The following is a 16,031-nucleotide window of genomic DNA, read 5'->3' on the forward strand; positions in this document are numbered from 1 at the left end:
GCAGACGTAAATTGTGCGACCGGCAACCCTTTATCCCCCTGTCGCTTCCCTAACCTGCAGAATAGCCCCTTGCAACGCACGATGCTTTGCGAAAGAGAGCACGCGATATGAGTAACCGTCCTTCACCCATCCGCCTCGTTTTCGCACCGGTTCGCGCGCTCTTCGTCAGCGATGCATCAGCGGGTATCCTGCTGATCTTGGTTGCCATCGCTGCAATGCTGGCCGCCAACTCCGCTTTGGCAGAGGATTACCATCACCTCTTCCACGGTGAGCTGTTCAGCGCCGACGTGTTCAAGCTGAACACCCTGCACCTGTGGATCAACGACGGACTGATGGCGATCTTCTTCTTCGTCGTCGGCCTCGAGGTGAAGCGCGAGTGGATCGAAGGGCAACTGTCCGACAACGACCAGCGCAAGATGCCGGTCCTTGCGGCTGCAGCAGGGATGATCTTCCCCGCGCTGGTCTATCTCTTCTTCGTCAACGCCGAAGGCGCGGGCGAACTGACCCGCGGCTGGGCGATCCCGGCGGCAACTGACATTGCCTTCGCCATGGGCGTTCTGGGCCTTCTCGGCAGCCGGGTGCCCGCTTCGCTGCGGCTCTTCCTGCTTACTGTCGCCATCGTCGACGACATTGGCGCGGTGCTGGTGATCGCCCTGTTCTACACCGCCAACCTCAAGGTGATGTGGCTGCTGGCCGCAGCAGTGGTTGTCGGCATCATGATGGCCATGAACCGTGCGCGCATTTCGGCTTACACGCCTTTCATCCTGATGGCCGTCGTGCTCTGGTTCCTGGTGCTCAATTCGGGCGTCCACGCCACGATCGCAGGCGTCGTCGCTGCGCTGACCATTCCGATGCGCGGCAAGGACGACGACACCATGCTCGAACATCTGGAACATGGTCTTGCACCGTGGAGCGCCTATCTCATCGTCCCGGTGTTCGGCTTTGCCAATGCCGGCGTCGAAATCGGCAATCTCGGCATCGAGGGTATTATCGCGCCGCTTCCGATTGCGATCGCAGCAGGCCTCTTCTTCGGCAAGCAGGTGGGCATTCTGTCGGCGATCTACGCAGCCGACCGGCTCGGCTTCGCGCCTCGCCCGGACGGCGCCAGCTGGACCGAAATCTGGGGCGTTTCGATCCTGTGCGGTATCGGCTTCACCATGTCGCTCTTCATCTCCGGCCTGGCGTTTGCCGGAAATGCACTGCTGATCGAGGAAGCCAAGATCGGCATCCTGATGGGCTCGTTCATTTCCGCAGTGGTCGGCTACACCATCCTGCGCATGACGACGGACCATCCGGACGATCAGAAGTCGCCCTATCTCGACAAGGAAGATCTCTGAGTTCTGGGGCTTACCAGCTGCCGGTGTTCGGCATGCTGGCCCAGGGTTCGGCGGGTTCCAGGTAGCCGTCCTGCAGCAGCTCGATGGAAATGCCATCGGGCGTGCGGACGAAGGCCATGTGCCCGTCACGCGGAGGGCGGTTGATCGTGTGTCCCGCTTCGACCAGCCGCTGGCACGTTTCGTAGATGTCATCGACCCGGTAAGCGAGATGTCCGAAGTTGCGGCCGCCGTCGTATTGCTCCCCCTCGCTGCCGTCTTCCGGAGGCCAATTGTAGGTCAGCTCGACCTCGGCAACGCCTTCTTCTCCCGGCGCGGCAAGGAAAATCAGGGTGAAGCGACCCTGTTCGCTGTCCTTGCGACGCACTTCCTTCAGTCCGATCAGTTCAAAAAATGCGACAGTGGCGTCTGGATCGGTGACGCGGATCATGGAGTGAAGATATTGGGTCATGCGGCATACTTAGGATGCAGCCGGACCAAGAAAAAGGGGGCCCGCCCGAAAGGACGCGCCCCCGATCCGTCAGCGTGAAGCCTCGCTTTAGAAACTGGCCGTCACGGTTCCCACGATCGCATCGTCGGTAAAGCCGTCGATGGATGGGCCTTCGACGCCGATATAGGAAATGCCGACTTCAAGCGGGCCTGCAGCATAGCTGGCACCTATCGACCAATCGAGACCGCTGTCGTCCGTGTCGCCAGCGAGTAGCGGCGGCGCGAGTACGCCGTCGGTGTACCCGAGGTGACCGGTTACGGTCAGCGGTGTTCCGGGCAGGGCGGTGCTCAGGTCCGTGTAGACATACAGGTTGTCGTCACCTCCAAGCGAATCCTGTTCCCAGGCGTAGGCGGCACCCACAGTCGCTTCTGCCGGACCGAGGTTGAATCCGATCGAGGCGTAAGGCTCCCAGTAATCGGTATCGAGACCGAGTTCTTCGGAGGGGTAGAGGTAGTAGAGAAGGCCGACATCGACGCTGACACCTTCGCTGAGCTGGCCTGACCAGCCGCCGTAGATGTCAAATTCCATCTCGCCGTAGGACGGGCCGCCATCGATCGAAGACGCCCACACACCGGCGTAGAAGCCGCTGTCATGAGCCACATCGAGACCGCCTTGGATAGCCGGATCGCCGCCGGACAGCGAAACGCCGCGGAAACGATAATCGGTCACGAGCGAGACATTCGCCGAAACGGTCACACCGTCAGTGTCGGCATCGTCCTGCGCGAGTGCGGGAGAAGAAAGGCCGCATGCAAGAGCGGCGAGCGAAACGGCCAGTCGGCCGCGAAAGGACGTGAGCATATTCGAACTCCTTGGGTTCGGTTTGGTGCTTCGTCCCACCTGCGTTCTCGCCGGGTCCCGGTTTTTAAGAAGGGCTCCTCGGTCGAAATCGCAATGATCGTGCAGCAACGCTTGATTCGGCGCAAGATTACTTGAGATACTTTTGTCTATCGTGACGTTAAGCGTGGCTATTGTGCAACTGCGAAGGCGTTAAGCTGCGGCTCAGCGCTTGCTGCTATATCGGCTGTGCACTAGATGCGCACAGCACGAGCGTGCCGCCAGAGAAACAATGATCCAGTCCCTACGCAATCTCTTCCGCAAACCCGAAAAGGACCGCCGCATCGCGCGCGTCCCCGAGGGAGAGCGTTGGTATGTGATCGGCGACATACACGGACGGCTCGACTTGCTCGAGGCCTTGCAGGCTGCCATTGAGCAAGACGATGCGCAGGCGGGCGCGGCAGACACGACGGTCGTTTTCCTTGGCGATCTCGTCGACCGTGGCCCCGACAGCGCGGGCGTCATCAAGCTTGCCCGCAAATGGGGCAAGAAGCGCAACGTCCGCTATCTGGCGGGCAATCATGAAGAGATGTTCCTCGACAGTTTCACCGACAAGGAAACGCTGCGGCATTTCCTGCGTCATGGCGGGCGCGAGACGGTGCTCAGCTACGGAGTGAAGAAGAAGGAATACAACCGCATGCAGCTCGAAGAGGTGCAGAAGGTTATGCAGAAGGCGGTGCCTGCCAAGGATCGCGAATTCCTCGAAAGCTTCGAAGAAATCATCGTGGTCGGCGATTATGTGCTGGCCCATGCCGGGATCAATCCCAAGCGGGCCGTCGACGACCAGAAGCGCAAGGACCTGTTGTGGATCCGCGACCGCTTCCTTTCGCACGCAGAGCCGCTCAGCCATGTCGTGGTGCACGGCCATACGATTTTCGAAGAGGTCGAAGACAATGGCCACCGGATCGGGATCGATACCGGGGCATTTCGTACCGGTCGCCTGACCGCACTCGTTCTCGAAGGTGATCACCGGCGCACGATCCAGGCCACGCAGGCCGAAGACGGCAGCATCACCGCTTCGTAAATCAGATTACTCGGTAAAAGCGCCAGGGGGCCTGTAAGCCGGGTTCTGTCTCCGCAGACGGTATCCGAAACCGGACCGTATCCGCAGCGGCAGCCATTCGTCTGGGCCGCGGATCGCTCCGCGGCTCAAGCAGCCAACCCGGGCGGTCGCAGCTGTTACACTCGGGGCGAAACACCCCGGCCCTCTTGCGAGAGCGCGCCACCCCTATTCGGCCTTGCTCCGGGTGGGGTTTGCCATGCGGGCGCTGTTACCAGAACCCCGGTGCGCTCTTACCGCACCCTTTCAGCCTTGCCTGATCTCCCGAAAGAGCCATCGGCGGTCTACTCTCTGCGGCACTTTCCCTACGGTTGCCCGCGGCGGGCGTTACCCGCCACCCTTGTTTCGTGGAGCCCGGACTTTCCTCGGATGCGAACACCCGCGGCTGCCCGGCCCCCTGGCACAGGCTCCTATAGGGTGAGAGGCGGCTAAGGAAAAGCCGCCTCGTATACGTGTCAGCCTGCATCTCCTCCGATATTGGCCAGCGTCTCGTCGGGTGACAGCAAGTAACGCCAGATTGCGGCCCCGATAGCCGCGCCCACGAGCGGCGCGAGCCAGAACAGCCAGAGCTGCCCGACCGCACCGGTTTCGGCATAAAAAGCGACCCCGGTAGAACGCGCCGGGTTCACCGAGGTGTTGGTAACCGGGATCGAGATCAGGTGGATAAGGGTGAGGCCAAGCCCAATCGAGATTGGCGCGAAACCGCCGGGGACCTTGTCAGACGTCGAGCCAAGAATGATAACAAGGAATGCCGCTGTCAGGATAACTTCGGCAACAAGCGCGGCCTGCATCGAATAACCGCCCGGCGACAGATCGCCGAAACCGTTGGATGCGAAGCCGCCTGGACTCCAGTCTGCGACGCCCGAAGCTATCACGAACAGCGTCCCTGCAGCGCAGAACGCACCGATAAGCTGCGCTCCCCAATAGGGTAGCAGGTCCTTCCATGCGAAGCGGTTGGCGACTGCCAGGCCGAGGGACACTGCAGGATTGAAATGGCCTCCCGATATCCCACCCACGGCATAAGCCATAGTCAGGACTGTCAGGCCGAAGGCGAGTGCCACGCCTGCGAAACCGATCCCCAATTCGGGGAATGCGGCGGCAAGGACAGCAGCCCCGCAGCCACCAAATACGAGCCAATAGGTACCGAAAAATTCTGCGAATAGTTTCCTTAGCATTGGAGCTCTCCCTCTCCCGACTGGGAAGAGAGTGCCCAAATACTAACAAAGATCAATCCTGGCTGTTGAAAACTAGCGCGTCACGCCCCGGTCGCGGTCGAGCAGCAACTGGAAGAGGATCGCGCGCACTTCGCCGTCGATCTCGCCATCGATCTTTCGCGGGCGCCAGCGGCGCTGGAAGGCTTCGACCGCCTTGTGTCCATCGGTAATGTCGTAACCGAACCGTTCGAGCGCGAGATAGAACGCGCCGTCATTGTCGAACGGGTCGCCGAGTTCGATCTTGGGTGTGGGCAGGCACAGTCCATATTCGGCCAGCCGTTCCCACGGGAAGAGCTCGCCCGGATCGATCTTGCGCGCCGGAGCCACGTCGGAATGGCCGACCACATTGGCGCGGGGAATGTTGTGCTCTTTCACCATCCGCGCGACCAGCGGCACGAGGGCTTCGAACTGCGCTTCGCTGAAATCCCTGTATCCGTGCAGATGGCCGGGATGATCCAGTTCGATCCCGATGCTGGCGGAGTTCACGTCCTTGTGGCCGCGCCAGTACGACAGGCCTGCGTGCCACGCGCGCTTTTCTTCAGGGACGAGACGGGTCACCTCGCCCGCTTCGGAAATGAGGTAATGCGCGGAAACCTTGGCTTCCGGATCGCACATACGTTCCAGCGCGACATCGGGGCCGGTCATCTCGGTATAATGGATGACCACCATCGAGACCGGCAGGGTGCGCTCGTCGAAGTTGGGTGAGAGACGCTCGCGATGGACGAGTTCGTCTCCGGTCGAGCCGCCCTCGCCGCTCAACCGATCAGCCCTTCCGGCTCGGGCAGGACCGCACCAAGCACCAAGGCTTCGTCGGTGCGCGCATATTGCAGACCGCCACCCGATTCCTCGGCCAGCAGAGCGATCATGTGCGCTGCGGCAGTGCGGCTCGACAGTTCGGAAGAAGGCAGGCTGCCTTCGATTGCCTTCCCGATGGTTTCGTCAAAAGCGATCTTGGGCCCGGTTGCGCGAACCACGATCTCGCAATTGCCATCGCGTACTTCCGCGCCCACATCGAGCGTGCCGCCCCGCACCAGCGCATCGATTGCGATCTGGGCGAAATTGAGCAGGACCTTCACGGAAGGCTTGGAAAGATTGGCGGTCTCGATCGCCCAATTGATCTGGATCTTGTCGTTATCGCCCGCCAGCGCCTCGATCAGCGAGCGCGGTTCCGCCACGTCGACGCGATCGCCGAAGCCGCCTGCTGCACCGAACGCGAGGCGAAAGAACTTGAGCTTGTTGGTGGAAATCGTCGCGCTCTGTTCGAGCAGTTCCATCACGCTCTTGCGCATTTCCGGATCGGTTTCCATCGCCAGCAATTCGAGCCCGTTGCTCAGGGCCCCCACCGGGCTCAACATGTCATGGCAAAGGCGCGAGCAAAGCATTGCCGCAAGATCGGTGGGATTGCTGTCGGTCATTAAAGCCCCGTCGGGAGTGGAAATCGGTTGCGCTCTTCTAGCGTTCGCGAACCACATAGGGAAGCGCTGTGAAGCCGCCATCCCCTGCCCGCCAGAAGGTGACTCGATCCAGCGCGATTATCCCCCAGACCGCCCCGTCGCCTGCAGCCATGGCCGCATCTTCGGGCGAAGGCCCTTCGCGGCCGTTGGGGTGGGAGTGGTAGTAACCCAGCACTTGCGAGCCGCCGCTCCGGGCATCGCGATGTGCGTCGACAAGCTGTTGCGGGTCGATCTCGAAGTGCTTCTCGGGGTTCGGATGGACGTTCGCCGCGGGGCGAATTTCGACGATGGTTTCGCCCTCGCCCAAGATCAGGCCGCAACACTCGCGCGGGTGCGCCCCGGCAGCTTCGGATAGCATGGCCTCGACAAGGCGGCTTGAGAGTTCGAGCGTCATCGCCCATGGCCGATAGCATGTCTTCGCCGGAAATCCTCACTGGAGTGCTGACTTCGCCCGGAAGGCTGGACAAGGCGCTGGCCGAAGCGTCCGGCCTGTCGCGCGAAAGGATCAAGGCGCTTATCGCCGAAGGCGCGGTGACGATCGGCAAGACCGTCGCGAAATCGGCCTCCGCCAAGGTGCAGGGCGAGGAGAACTGGCGCATTGCCCTGCCCGCTCCGACGCCGCTCGACACGCCCGCGCAGGATATTCCGCTGGTGATCGTTTACGAGGATGACGACCTGCTCGTCGTCGACAAACCGGCCGGGATGGTGGTCCACCCCGCTGCAGGAAACCAGGACGGAACGCTGGTCAACGCGCTGCTCCATCATTGCAGGGGCAAGCTGTCGGGAATCAATGGGGTCGAGCGGCCCGGTATCGTCCACCGGATCGACAAGGATACGAGCGGGTTGCTGGTCGTGGCCAAATCGGATGCCGCCCACGAAGGGCTCGCCGCGCAATTCGCCGATCACTCGATTACCCGCCGTTACCTCGCGATATGCGCAGGACACCCCAATCCGCCTTCGGGCACCATATCGGGCAGGATTGGCCGCTCCGACCGTGACCGCAAGAAGATGGCGGTGCTGCCCGACACCTCTTCGCGCGGGAAACACGCGGTTACCCATTACGAGACGCTGCGCCTGCTCACCCACTGCGCATTGATCGAATGTCGGCTCGAAACAGGGCGCACGCACCAGGTCCGCGTTCACTGTGCATCAATCGGTCATGGGCTATTAGGAGACCCTGTCTACGGCCGCACTCCTAAGCCCCTGCGAGCCTTGCTCGACGAGCTGCATTTCGAACGCCAGGCCCTCCATGCGGCACGTTTGGGATTCAGCCATCCTATCAGCGGTGAAACCTTGGATTTCCGCGCCGAAATGCCCGCCGATATGCGGGAACTTATCGACGAAACCGCACGTTGAAATCGACGAAAGACAGATGCATTTTTCCGCGGATTGCGGTATAAGTAACCCAGTGGCCCGATAGACCGGATGCCCATCAGGGGTCCGGCAAACGAGGTCGACGCTAGAAAGGTCAGGAATAAGTGAGTAACACCAAATCTTTGAGCGTTCCGGCGCTCGGCGGGGAGCAGAGCCTCAACCGCTATCTTTCCGAAATCAAGAAGTTCCCGGTGCTGACGCAAGAGCAGGAATACATGCTCGCGAAGCGCTACGAGGAACACGACGATCCCGATGCTGCGGCGCAGCTCGTGACGTCGCACCTGCGACTCGTCTCGAAAATCGCGATGGGTTACCGCGGCTATGGTCTGCCGGTTTCTGATCTCATTTCCGAAGGTAACGTCGGCCTCATGCAGGGCGTGAAGAAGTTCGAAGCCGACCGCGGCTTCCGGCTTGCGACCTATGCGATGTGGTGGATCAAGGCGAGCATCCAGGAATACATCCTGCGCAGCTGGTCGCTCGTGAAAATGGGTACTACCGCTGCGCAGAAGAAGCTGTTCTTCAACCTGCGCCGCATGAAGAAGAACCTCGACGCGTACGAGGATACGGACCTTCATCCCGACGATGTGAACAAGATCGCGACCGATCTCGGCGTGCCCGAGCAGGAAGTGATCAACATGAACCGCCGGATGATGATGGGCGGCGATGGTTCGCTCAACGTCTCCATGCGCAATGGCGAAGAAGGCTCGGGCGAATGGCTCGACTGGCTCACCGACGATCGTCCGCTGCAGGACGAGACGGTGGCCGACGCGGAAGAAAAGGAAGTCCGCCACGAAATGCTCGTGGAAGCGATGGACAGCCTGAACGACCGTGAAAAGCACATCCTCACCGAACGGCGTTTGACGGACAATCCGCAGACGCTCGAGGAGCTGAGCCAGGTCTACTCGGTCAGCCGCGAACGCATCCGCCAGATCGAGGTACGCGCTTTCGAAAAGCTGCAGAAGGCGATGAAGGCCATTGCCGGCGAAAGGCTTTTGCCGGGCGCCGCTTAAAGCGCGACCATACGACATCGAAACGGCGCGGGGCTTTCCTCGCGCCGTTTTTTTATCCAAGGGCAATCCATGCGTTTTCTCGTCCGTTTCCTGTTCAAGCTCCTGCTCGGCTTCGTGGCCCTCAGCCTGCTGCTGGTGCTGACGTTCAAGTTCGTGCCCGTTCCGGTGACGGCGACCATGGTGATGAACGGCGACGGGATCACCAAGGATTGGGAGCCGCTGTCGAACATCGACCGGAACCTTGTACGCGCCGTTATCGCGGCGGAGGACGGCAAGTTCTGTACGCATGACGGCTTCGACCGCGAGGCTATCGAGAATGCCATCGAGCAGAACGCCAAGGGTGGTCGGATCCGCGGCGGATCGACGATCAGCCAGCAGACCGCGAAGAACGTCTTCCTGTGGCAGGGCGGCGGCTATTTCCGCAAAGGGCTGGAAGCCTGGTTCACAGTCCTGATCGAGAATATCTGGGACAAGCGGCGGATCATGGAAGTCTACCTGAATGTCGCGGAGACGGGCATCGGCACTTACGGCGCCGAAGCGGGAGCTCAGCGCTACTTCCGCAAGTCGGCGGCGAGCCTCACGCCTCTCGAGGCGGCACGCATGGCCGCTGCCCTTCCGCTGCCGCAGGAACGCTCCGTGACAAATCCCGGCGGCTGGCTGCGCAGGCACGGGAATACGATTTCGGCGCGCATCGGCGTTGTGGCGCGGGACGGGCTCGACAGCTGCATCTACGAATAGACTCTTTCTCCTGACAGGATATCTCGCTGTATTGTTTGCCTTTCGGGGCCAGTGATGGTCTGAAGGCGGGAAGCGACGCAAGGAAGGCACCGGCACTTGGGCATCGGCCACAGCCATGATCACGCAGGCGGGCATGACCACGACCATTCGGGGCACGGGCACTCCCATGCGCCGAAGGATTTCGGCCGCGCATTCCTGATCGGCATCATCCTCAACACCGGCTTCGTCATCGTCGAGGCGGTGTACGGATGGATCTCCGGCTCGATGGCGCTGATCGCGGATGCCGGGCACAACCTCTCCGACGTGCTGGCGCTGCTGCTGGCCTGGGGTGCGAGCGTTGCCGCCAAGCGTCCGCCGAACGAGCGGTTTACTTATGGCTACAAGAGCTCAACCATTCTGGCGGCCCTTGCCAACGCCGCGCTGCTGCTGGTCGCGATCGGCGCGATAGCGTTCGAGACGGCGCACCGCATTTCCGATCCCCAGCCGGTCCAGGGCATGACCATGGTCATCGTCGCGGGTATCGGCATCGCCATCAATACCGGTACTGCCCTCCTCTTCCTGCGCGGGCGGGAGCATGACCTCAACATCCGCGGCGCGTTCCTGCACATGGCAGCCGATGCGTTGGTGAGCCTTGGCGTCGTCCTCGCCGGTATCGCAATCATCTATACCGGCGCACTGTGGATCGATCCGGCGGTCAGCCTCGTCATCGTCGCCGTCATCGCGTGGGGAACCTGGGGCTTGCTGAAGGACAGTGTCGCAATGAGTCTGCTGGCCGTTCCGAAAGGTATCTCGGAAAAGTCCGTGCGCACTTACCTCGCCTCGCTCGACGGGGTGGAGGCCGTCCACGATCTCCATATCTGGCCGATGTCGACCACCGAGACCGCGCTTACGGCGCATCTCGTAATGCCAGCCGGCCATCCCGGCGATGATTTCCTCTGCGAAGTCGCGGACGAACTGGAACATCACCACCGGATTCACCACACCACGATCCAGATCGAGAAAACACGGTCACAGAAATCGAATTTCTGCGCCTAGGAAACCGCAGAATTCAGCCGTTTCTCCGGAACATCAGTCCTGCCGAGTGCTTGTGTCACTGGACGGGCAGAAAATTCGGAGAGTTTCCTTGCCTATTACTAAGAAAGTCAAAGCCGCTGCTGCAGCTTCGGTCCTGGCCATGGGCGGTTTCGCCCTTGCCGCCGGCGCGCCGGCCCTCGCCCATAACCACGGCGCGAAGAAATCGCAGCCCAACATCGTAGAAGCCGCCATGAGCACCGGCATCCACGAAACGCTGGTCACTGCCGTCGACACCGCAGGTCTCGTCGAGACGCTGTCATCGCCTGGCCCCTACACGGTCTTCGCACCGACCGACGATGCGTTCGGCGAACTGCCGGACGGCACGGTCGAAAGCCTGCTGCTTCCCGAGAACCGCGATACGCTGACCAACATCCTCACCTATCACGTGGTGGCTGGCCGCATCCCGGCAGCACGCCTGTCGCAGGCCATCCGCCAGTCGGGCGGAAGCTATGAATTCGAGACGCTGGCCGGCGAAACGCTGACTGCCAGCTTCGATGGCAGCGCAATCGTCATCACCGATGCCGCCGGCCGTGAAGCCGAAGTCATCCAGGCCGACGTGAAGACCACCAACGGCGTCATCCACGTCACCGACAGCGTTTTCCTGCCCGGTTAACGCCAAGCTCCCGGCACTGCCGTGAGCGTTGCATCCCCTTCGCGCCCAGTGCCGACTGTCCCGCCCGGTTCCGCAAAGCGCCGGGCGGGACTTTTACTTGCGCCTGAGCGTCAGTGACCAGTTTCGCGGAGCTGTCGAGGCAACGCCAACGGGCGTTTTCGGCGTGTAGGGACCCTCGAGGCTTTCCACCTCATCTTCCGTTAGGTCGAGCGACATCGCTGCGACTGCCGCCGCAATGTGACCATCCTTGGTCGCCCCGATAATCGGTGCGGTGATCCCCTCGACCGCGAAATGCCATGCGAGCGCCACGGTCGCCCGCGACACGCCGCGCGCCTCGGCAATCCTGCCGACCGCATCTACAATCGCGCGGTCGGCATCGACATTCTGCGTGTAGAGCATCTTGCCGAAACCATCGGTTTCGCTGCGCACGGTGCTTTCGTCCCACGCCCTTGCCAGCTTTCCGCGTGCGAGCGGCGACCACGGAATGATCCCGACGCCCTGGTCCCGGCACAGCGGGATCATCTCGCGCTCTTCTTCGCGATAGAGCAGGTTCACGTGGTTCTGCATGGAAATGAACGGCGTCCATCCGTTCGCGCGCGCCACCTCCTGCGCCTTGGCAAACTGCCATGCCGCCATGGAGGATGCGCCTATGTAGCGCGCCTTGCCCGCTTTCACGATGTCGTGCAGCGCCTCCATCGTTTCCTCGATCGGCGTCGTCTCGTCCCAGCGATGGATCTGGTAGAGATCGACATACTCCATGCCCAGCCGGTCGAGGCTGTCGTCCATCGCCTGCATCAGGCTCTTGCGTGAAAGTCCACCGGCGTTCGGCGCCTGTCGCCAGGGCAGGAAGGCCTTGGTCGCCACGACGATCTCGTCACGCTTGGCGAATTCGGGCAGCAGCCTGCCGACCACCTCTTCGGACGCTCCCATCGAATACATGTTGGCCGTGTCGAAGAAGTTGATCCCCGCCTCCACCGCCTCGCGGATGAAAGGACGGCTCTCCCTTTCGGACAGCACCCAGTCGCCGTGCCAGCCCCTGCTGGTGTCGCCATAGCTCATGCAGCCAAGGCACAGGCGGGAGACCTTGAGGCCCGAACGGCCGAGATTGACGTATTCCATGTTCATATCCTCGCCGGGTGACGAAGGCGACACTGTGTCGCCTTCGCAAATCGGCCCTTAGCATTTGTTTTAAAACATATTTTCAAATCAAGATCCGGTTGACACCTCGATGCGCTCTTTCGTCCGTACCCACCCATCACGACTGCCATTTGCCGCCAGAGTAGGAAAGGCGAAGCGTCGCTGCGGTCAGGCCAGCGACAACCCGCCATCGACGCTGATCGTCTGTCCGACGACGTAATCGGCAAGCGGCGAGGAGAGGAACAGGGCCACCCCTGCCATGTCCTGCGGCAGGCCCAGGCGGCCACGCGGCGTGCTCTTGATAGTGGCGTCGCGAAACTTCTCGTTGCCGAGGAAAGCGTCGTTGATCTTGGTGTGGACATAGCCCGGAGCAATGCCGTTCACGCGGATACCCTCCGCAGCGAAAGCCACGCCCAGCGATTTGACCATGCTGATCGCGGCCGCCTTGCTGGCTCCGTAAGCCGGATTGCCGATCAGTCCGCGATAACCGCCGATGGAGCTGACGATGAGCAGCGAGCCGCCCGTATCGGCCAGCTTCATGCGCACCGCATTGGCGCAGTCGAGCAGGGAATCGAGATTGACCGCCATCACGGCGTCCCAGCCTTCGCGGGTGAATTCCTCGCGATTGTAGCGGGCGATGCCCTGGCACAGCACCACCACGTCCAGCCGTTCGGGCCATTCGAAAGCATCGACGGCATCGCGGTCGCTGACGTCGAGCGAATGGAAGGTCAGCCCTTCCATGACGCTGCCGTCGGCCTCGGCATAATCCTCCGCTTTCGCGCGCGTGCCGGTGACGTGGACGTCCGCGCCGTGATCGCGAAAACCGTGAGCGATACCGTTGCCGATCCCGCTCGTCCCCCCGATCACGAGGACGCTCTTGCCTGAAAAATCCAGCGGGTCGGTCATGCTATTCTCCTCAGATCGCGCGGCTCACGACTTCCTTCATGATTTCGTTCGTGCCGCCGTAAATGCGCTGGACGCGGGCATCGCGCCACAGGCGGGCAATGGGATATTCGTTCATGTAACCGGCACCGCCATGCAGTTGCAGGGCCTTGTCGCAGCATTCCCATTGCAGGTCCGTGTGCCACAGCTTCGCCGCGCTGGCTTCGTCCGTGGTCAGCTTGCCTTCGAGATGGCGCAGGATCGCCCAGTCGAGATGGGCCCAGCCGACCTGCAGCTTGGCAGCAAGATCGGCGAGCACGAACTTCGTGTTCTGGAATTCGAACACCGTCCTGCCGAACGCCTTGCGGTCCTTGGTGAAGGCGACCGCTTCGTCGAAGGCGCGCTGGGCACCGGCCTGCGCGCCGACCGCGATGGAGAGGCGTTCCTGCGGCAGTTCCTCCATCAGGTGGATGAAGCCGCGCCCTTCCCCGCCGAGCAGATTGTCCCTGGGCACGCGGCAGTCTTGGAAGAACAGTTCCGAGGTATCTGCAGCGTGCTGGCCGATCTTGTCGAGATTGCGCCCGCGCTCGAAACCGGGAGTGCCGGCATCCACCAGAATCAGCGAGGTGCCCTTTGCGCCTTGTGAAGGATCGGTCTTCGCGACCACGATCACGACATCGGCATTCTGGCCGTTGGTAATGTAGGTTTTCGACCCGTTGATGACCCATTCGTCGCCGTCGAGGACCGCGGTGGTGCGCACGCCCTGCAAGTCGGAACCCGCACCCGGCTCGGTCATGGCGATGGCAGTGATGATGTCGCCCGACACCATGCCGGGAAGGTACTTCTTCTTCTGCTCGTCCGTGCCGAGCCGTTCGAAGTAGTTGACGGTAATGTCGTTCTGCAGGGTGAAACCCGCGGATGAGCCGAGGTAGCTCAGTTCCTCGGCGATCACGCAGTTGAAGCCGAAATCGAGGCCGAGGCCGCCGTTCTCTTCGGCCACGGTGGGGCACAGCATTCCTGCCTCGCCCAGCGCCTTCCATGCTTCACGCCCCACGATGCCCTCTTCCTCGTGCTTGTCGAGGAAGGGGGTCATGTGCTCGGCAAAGACCCTGCGAACCGTATCGCGGAAGGCCTCGTGGTCTTCGTTATAGGCGAAGCGTCTGGCTGTATCGAGCATGGCGGCGGCCCTTACGCTTCGAGGAAACCGGCAAGGCGCTGGCGGATGATCTTGTCCGCATCGGCCATGATGCCGTCGATCAGTTCCTTACAAGTCGGGATGTCGTTGATGAGCCCCGCGACCATGCCGCACGACCATGCGCCTGCATCCATGTCGCCTTCGGTCATGATCCGCGGATAGACGCCCGCGACCTGTTCGATGATGTCCTCGAACTTGAGATCGTCGCCTTTCTGCTTTTCGATTTCGAGCAGTTCCTCGACCGCGTCGTTGGTCATCACGCGCTCGGTGTTGCGCAGCGGACGCATCACGAGGCGGGTGTCGAGCTCGCTCGCCGCGACGATGGCCTTCTTCACGTTTTCGTGCACCGGCGCTTCCTTGGTGGCGATGAAGCGCGTGCCCATGTTGATGCCGTCCGCGCCCATGGCGAGGCTGGCGACGAGGCTGCGGGCATCGGCCTGGCCGCCGCTGGCGACGAAGGGGATTTCCAGCTCGTCCGCAGCGCGCGGGAGCAGGATCATGTTCGGGATATCGTCTTCGCCCGGGTGGCCGCCGCACTCGAACCCGTCGACACTGACCGCATCGCAGCCGATCGACTGGGCTTTGAGGCTGTGGCGCACGCTGGTGCATTTGTGGATCACCTTGACGCCCGCATCCTTGAAGAAGGGCAGGACCTGCGCCGGGTTGTTGCCGGCCGTTTCCACGATCTTCACGCCGCCTTCGATGATCGTGCGCACGAGGCCCGGATAGTCGGGCGCATTGACCGTCGGCAGGAAGGTCAGGTTCACGCCGATCGGCTTGTCGGTCATGTCCTTGCAGCGCGCGATCTCGTTCGCCAGCTTTTCCGGAGTGCCCTGCGTCAGCGCGGTGATGATGCCGAGGCCGCCCGCATTGGAAACCGCCGCCGCCATTTCCGCAAAGCCGACATAATGCATGCCGCCCTGGATGATCGGATGTTCGATGCCGAACATTTCGGTGATGCGCGTTTTCATGATGGCTGCCTCTCCTGCTGGTTGCTTTTCGCAACCGGTATCGGGGCGAGAGAGCCGAGTCTAGCGCTTCGACAGGCGCTGGAGCGCTTCCATCAGTTCCGCCCCGCGTTCCGTAAGGGCAAGACCGCCGGAAGTTTTCTCGGCCAGGCCTTCATGCTCCAGGTCTTCGCCGGTGGGAGAGCGCATTACGCGGCCGTAATTGCCCGAATGATAGATCAGCGGCTCTGCATCGCGGCGTTCGAAATCGACCACTTCGCCAAGGAAAATGGCATGGTCGCCCCCCTCGTATTCGAACCGCGCCCGGCATCCGAAGCGCGCGGCGTACCCTTCGATCAGCGGCGCGCCTTCCGGCCCGTCCGCCGCCTCCAGCCCGTCGAACTTGTCCTGTCCCGGCTGGGCGAAGCGATCCGACATGGCCTGCTGGTCTGCGGCGAGCACGTGTACGGCCCAGCTCTTCGCCTCGCGGAAGACCGGCAGGCTCCCCGAATGCAGCGACAGGCTCCACAGCACCATCGGCGGATCGAGGCTGACCGAGTTGAAGCTGTTCGCCGTCAGGCCGATGGGGCGCCCGCTCTCGTCCCGCGTCGTCACGATGGTGACGCCGGTTACGAAGGAGCCGAGAGCGCTGCGGAAAGCCTGCGGGTCGAACAT

The 16,031-nt window shown here is 62.0% G+C and carries 18 protein-coding genes and 1 other RNA gene; 7 read left to right on the top strand and 12 right to left on the bottom strand.

The annotated features are described in order from the left end of the window. Positions 1-107 precede the first annotated feature (107 nt). Positions 108-1,337, top strand: a complete 1,230-nt coding sequence (gene nhaA, locus LCM24_RS03310; RefSeq protein ID WP_224802741.1) for a Na+/H+ antiporter NhaA — start codon at positions 108-110, stop codon at positions 1,335-1,337. 10 nt (positions 1,338-1,347) lie between these two features. Here nhaA and LCM24_RS03315 read toward each other — a convergent pair whose 3' ends face one another. Next, entirely contained in the window at positions 1,348-1,785 is a 438-nt protein-coding gene (locus LCM24_RS03315) for a VOC family protein (RefSeq protein WP_224802742.1), read from the bottom strand. Positions 1,786-1,872: 87 nt separating this feature from the next. Beyond that, positions 1,873-2,622 carry a TorF family putative porin gene (locus LCM24_RS03320; protein ID WP_224802743.1) on the bottom strand — a complete coding sequence of 250 codons (750 nt, stop codon included), beginning with the start codon at positions 2,620-2,622 and terminating at the stop codon, positions 1,873-1,875. Between the two features lie 268 nt (positions 2,623-2,890). Here LCM24_RS03320 and LCM24_RS03325 point away from each other — a divergent pair, with 268 nt between their 5' ends. Next, positions 2,891-3,682, top strand: a complete 792-nt coding sequence (locus tag LCM24_RS03325; RefSeq protein ID WP_224802744.1) for a metallophosphoesterase family protein — start codon at positions 2,891-2,893, stop codon at positions 3,680-3,682. 18 nt (positions 3,683-3,700) lie between these two features. Here the strand turns inward: LCM24_RS03325 and rnpB are convergent. The 5 genes from rnpB to LCM24_RS03350 form a co-directional block, all read right to left on the bottom strand. Beyond that, positions 3,701-4,119, bottom strand: an RNA gene (gene rnpB / locus LCM24_RS03330) — RNase P RNA component class A. A 54-nt stretch (positions 4,120-4,173) separates the two neighbouring features. Next, positions 4,174-4,893: an aquaporin Z gene (gene aqpZ / locus LCM24_RS03335; protein WP_224802745.1), complete on the bottom strand. Its 720-nt coding sequence runs from the start codon at positions 4,891-4,893 to the stop codon at positions 4,174-4,176. A gap of 72 nt (positions 4,894-4,965) precedes the next feature. Continuing rightward, positions 4,966-5,601, bottom strand: coding sequence for an N-acetylmuramoyl-L-alanine amidase (locus LCM24_RS03340; RefSeq protein WP_090481541.1), 636 nt, complete (start codon positions 5,599-5,601; stop codon positions 4,966-4,968). An 86-nt stretch (positions 5,602-5,687) separates the two neighbouring features. Next, complete coding sequence (locus LCM24_RS03345; RefSeq protein WP_090480550.1) at positions 5,688-6,347, bottom strand: histidine phosphotransferase family protein; 660 nt, start codon at positions 6,345-6,347, stop codon at positions 5,688-5,690. A gap of 37 nt (positions 6,348-6,384) precedes the next feature. Next, a complete protein-coding gene (locus LCM24_RS03350) occupies positions 6,385-6,780 on the bottom strand; it encodes a Mov34/MPN/PAD-1 family protein (RefSeq protein WP_224802746.1) in 396 nt (131 codons plus the stop codon). Between the two features lie 17 nt (positions 6,781-6,797). Here LCM24_RS03350 and LCM24_RS03355 point away from each other — a divergent pair, with 17 nt between their 5' ends. The 5 genes from LCM24_RS03355 (at position 6,798) to LCM24_RS03375 (ending at position 11,195) form a co-directional block, all read left to right on the top strand. Then, the gene (locus LCM24_RS03355; protein ID WP_224803455.1) at positions 6,798-7,742 is read left to right on the top strand and encodes an RluA family pseudouridine synthase; all 945 of its coding nucleotides are present in this window, start codon (positions 6,798-6,800) and stop codon (positions 7,740-7,742) included. A 122-nt stretch (positions 7,743-7,864) separates the two neighbouring features. Next, complete coding sequence (rpoH, locus tag LCM24_RS03360; RefSeq protein WP_177201865.1) at positions 7,865-8,770, top strand: RNA polymerase sigma factor RpoH; 906 nt, start codon at positions 7,865-7,867, stop codon at positions 8,768-8,770. 69 nt (positions 8,771-8,839) lie between these two features. Next, positions 8,840-9,508 carry a monofunctional biosynthetic peptidoglycan transglycosylase gene (mtgA, locus tag LCM24_RS03365; protein ID WP_224802747.1) on the top strand — a complete coding sequence of 223 codons (669 nt, stop codon included), beginning with the start codon at positions 8,840-8,842 and terminating at the stop codon, positions 9,506-9,508. 96 nt (positions 9,509-9,604) lie between these two features. Then, positions 9,605-10,543 carry a cation diffusion facilitator family transporter gene (locus LCM24_RS03370; protein ID WP_224802748.1) on the top strand — a complete coding sequence of 313 codons (939 nt, stop codon included), beginning with the start codon at positions 9,605-9,607 and terminating at the stop codon, positions 10,541-10,543. A gap of 88 nt (positions 10,544-10,631) precedes the next feature. Further along, the gene (locus LCM24_RS03375) at positions 10,632-11,195 is read left to right on the top strand and encodes a fasciclin domain-containing protein (protein ID WP_224802749.1); all 564 of its coding nucleotides are present in this window, start codon (positions 10,632-10,634) and stop codon (positions 11,193-11,195) included. Positions 11,196-11,288: 93 nt separating this feature from the next. Here LCM24_RS03375 and LCM24_RS03380 read toward each other — a convergent pair whose 3' ends face one another. The 5 genes from LCM24_RS03380 to LCM24_RS03400 all read right to left on the bottom strand — a co-directional run bounded on the left by LCM24_RS03380 (position 11,289) and on the right by LCM24_RS03400 (position 16,031). Beyond that, complete coding sequence (locus LCM24_RS03380) at positions 11,289-12,314, bottom strand: aldo/keto reductase (protein ID WP_224802750.1); 1,026 nt, start codon at positions 12,312-12,314, stop codon at positions 11,289-11,291. Positions 12,315-12,500: 186 nt separating this feature from the next. Next, positions 12,501-13,238, bottom strand: a complete 738-nt coding sequence (locus LCM24_RS03385; protein WP_224802751.1) for an SDR family NAD(P)-dependent oxidoreductase — start codon at positions 13,236-13,238, stop codon at positions 12,501-12,503. A gap of 10 nt (positions 13,239-13,248) precedes the next feature. After that, the gene (locus LCM24_RS03390; RefSeq protein WP_224802752.1) at positions 13,249-14,391 is read right to left on the bottom strand and encodes an acyl-CoA dehydrogenase family protein; all 1,143 of its coding nucleotides are present in this window, start codon (positions 14,389-14,391) and stop codon (positions 13,249-13,251) included. Positions 14,392-14,402: 11 nt separating this feature from the next. Continuing rightward, a complete protein-coding gene (locus LCM24_RS03395) occupies positions 14,403-15,380 on the bottom strand; it encodes an NAD(P)H-dependent flavin oxidoreductase (protein ID WP_224802753.1) in 978 nt (325 codons plus the stop codon). Between the two features lie 60 nt (positions 15,381-15,440). Beyond that, on the bottom strand, positions 15,441-16,031 hold the full coding sequence (locus tag LCM24_RS03400) for a flavin reductase family protein (RefSeq protein ID WP_224802754.1): 591 nt from the start codon (positions 16,029-16,031) through the stop codon (positions 15,441-15,443).

This window comes from Qipengyuania aquimaris (assembly GCF_020171965.1).
Taxonomy (GTDB): Bacteria; Pseudomonadota; Alphaproteobacteria; order Sphingomonadales; family Sphingomonadaceae; genus Qipengyuania; species Qipengyuania aquimaris_A.

Excerpts from the sequence above, each read along its gene's own strand:
- mtgA (WP_224802747.1), top strand. The coding sequence starts at position 8,840 with ATGCGTTTTCTCGTCCGTTTCCTGTTCAAGCTCCTGCTCGGCTTCGTG.
- aqpZ (WP_224802745.1), bottom strand. The coding sequence starts at position 4,893 with ATGCTAAGGAAACTATTCGCAGAATTTTTCGGTACCTATTGGCTCGTA.
- LCM24_RS03385 (WP_224802751.1), bottom strand. The coding sequence starts at position 13,238 with ATGACCGACCCGCTGGATTTTTCAGGCAAGAGCGTCCTCGTGATCGGG.
- LCM24_RS03400 (WP_224802754.1), bottom strand. The coding sequence starts at position 16,031 with ATGTTCGACCCGCAGGCTTTCCGCAGCGCTCTCGGCTCCTTCGTAACC.
- LCM24_RS03325 (WP_224802744.1), top strand. The coding sequence starts at position 2,891 with ATGATCCAGTCCCTACGCAATCTCTTCCGCAAACCCGAAAAGGACCGC.
- LCM24_RS03390 (WP_224802752.1), bottom strand. The coding sequence starts at position 14,391 with ATGCTCGATACAGCCAGACGCTTCGCCTATAACGAAGACCACGAGGCC.
- LCM24_RS03355 (WP_224803455.1), top strand. The coding sequence starts at position 6,798 with ATGTCTTCGCCGGAAATCCTCACTGGAGTGCTGACTTCGCCCGGAAGG.
- LCM24_RS03320 (WP_224802743.1), bottom strand. The coding sequence starts at position 2,622 with ATGCTCACGTCCTTTCGCGGCCGACTGGCCGTTTCGCTCGCCGCTCTT.
- LCM24_RS03340 (WP_090481541.1), bottom strand. The coding sequence starts at position 5,601 with ATGGTGGTCATCCATTATACCGAGATGACCGGCCCCGATGTCGCGCTG.
- LCM24_RS03395 (WP_224802753.1), bottom strand. The coding sequence starts at position 15,380 with ATGAAAACGCGCATCACCGAAATGTTCGGCATCGAACATCCGATCATC.
- LCM24_RS03380 (WP_224802750.1), bottom strand. The coding sequence starts at position 12,314 with ATGGAATACGTCAATCTCGGCCGTTCGGGCCTCAAGGTCTCCCGCCTG.
- LCM24_RS03345 (WP_090480550.1), bottom strand. The coding sequence starts at position 6,347 with ATGACCGACAGCAATCCCACCGATCTTGCGGCAATGCTTTGCTCGCGC.
- LCM24_RS03315 (WP_224802742.1), bottom strand. The coding sequence starts at position 1,785 with ATGACCCAATATCTTCACTCCATGATCCGCGTCACCGATCCAGACGCC.
- nhaA (WP_224802741.1), top strand. The coding sequence starts at position 108 with ATGAGTAACCGTCCTTCACCCATCCGCCTCGTTTTCGCACCGGTTCGC.
- LCM24_RS03350 (WP_224802746.1), bottom strand. The coding sequence starts at position 6,780 with ATGACGCTCGAACTCTCAAGCCGCCTTGTCGAGGCCATGCTATCCGAA.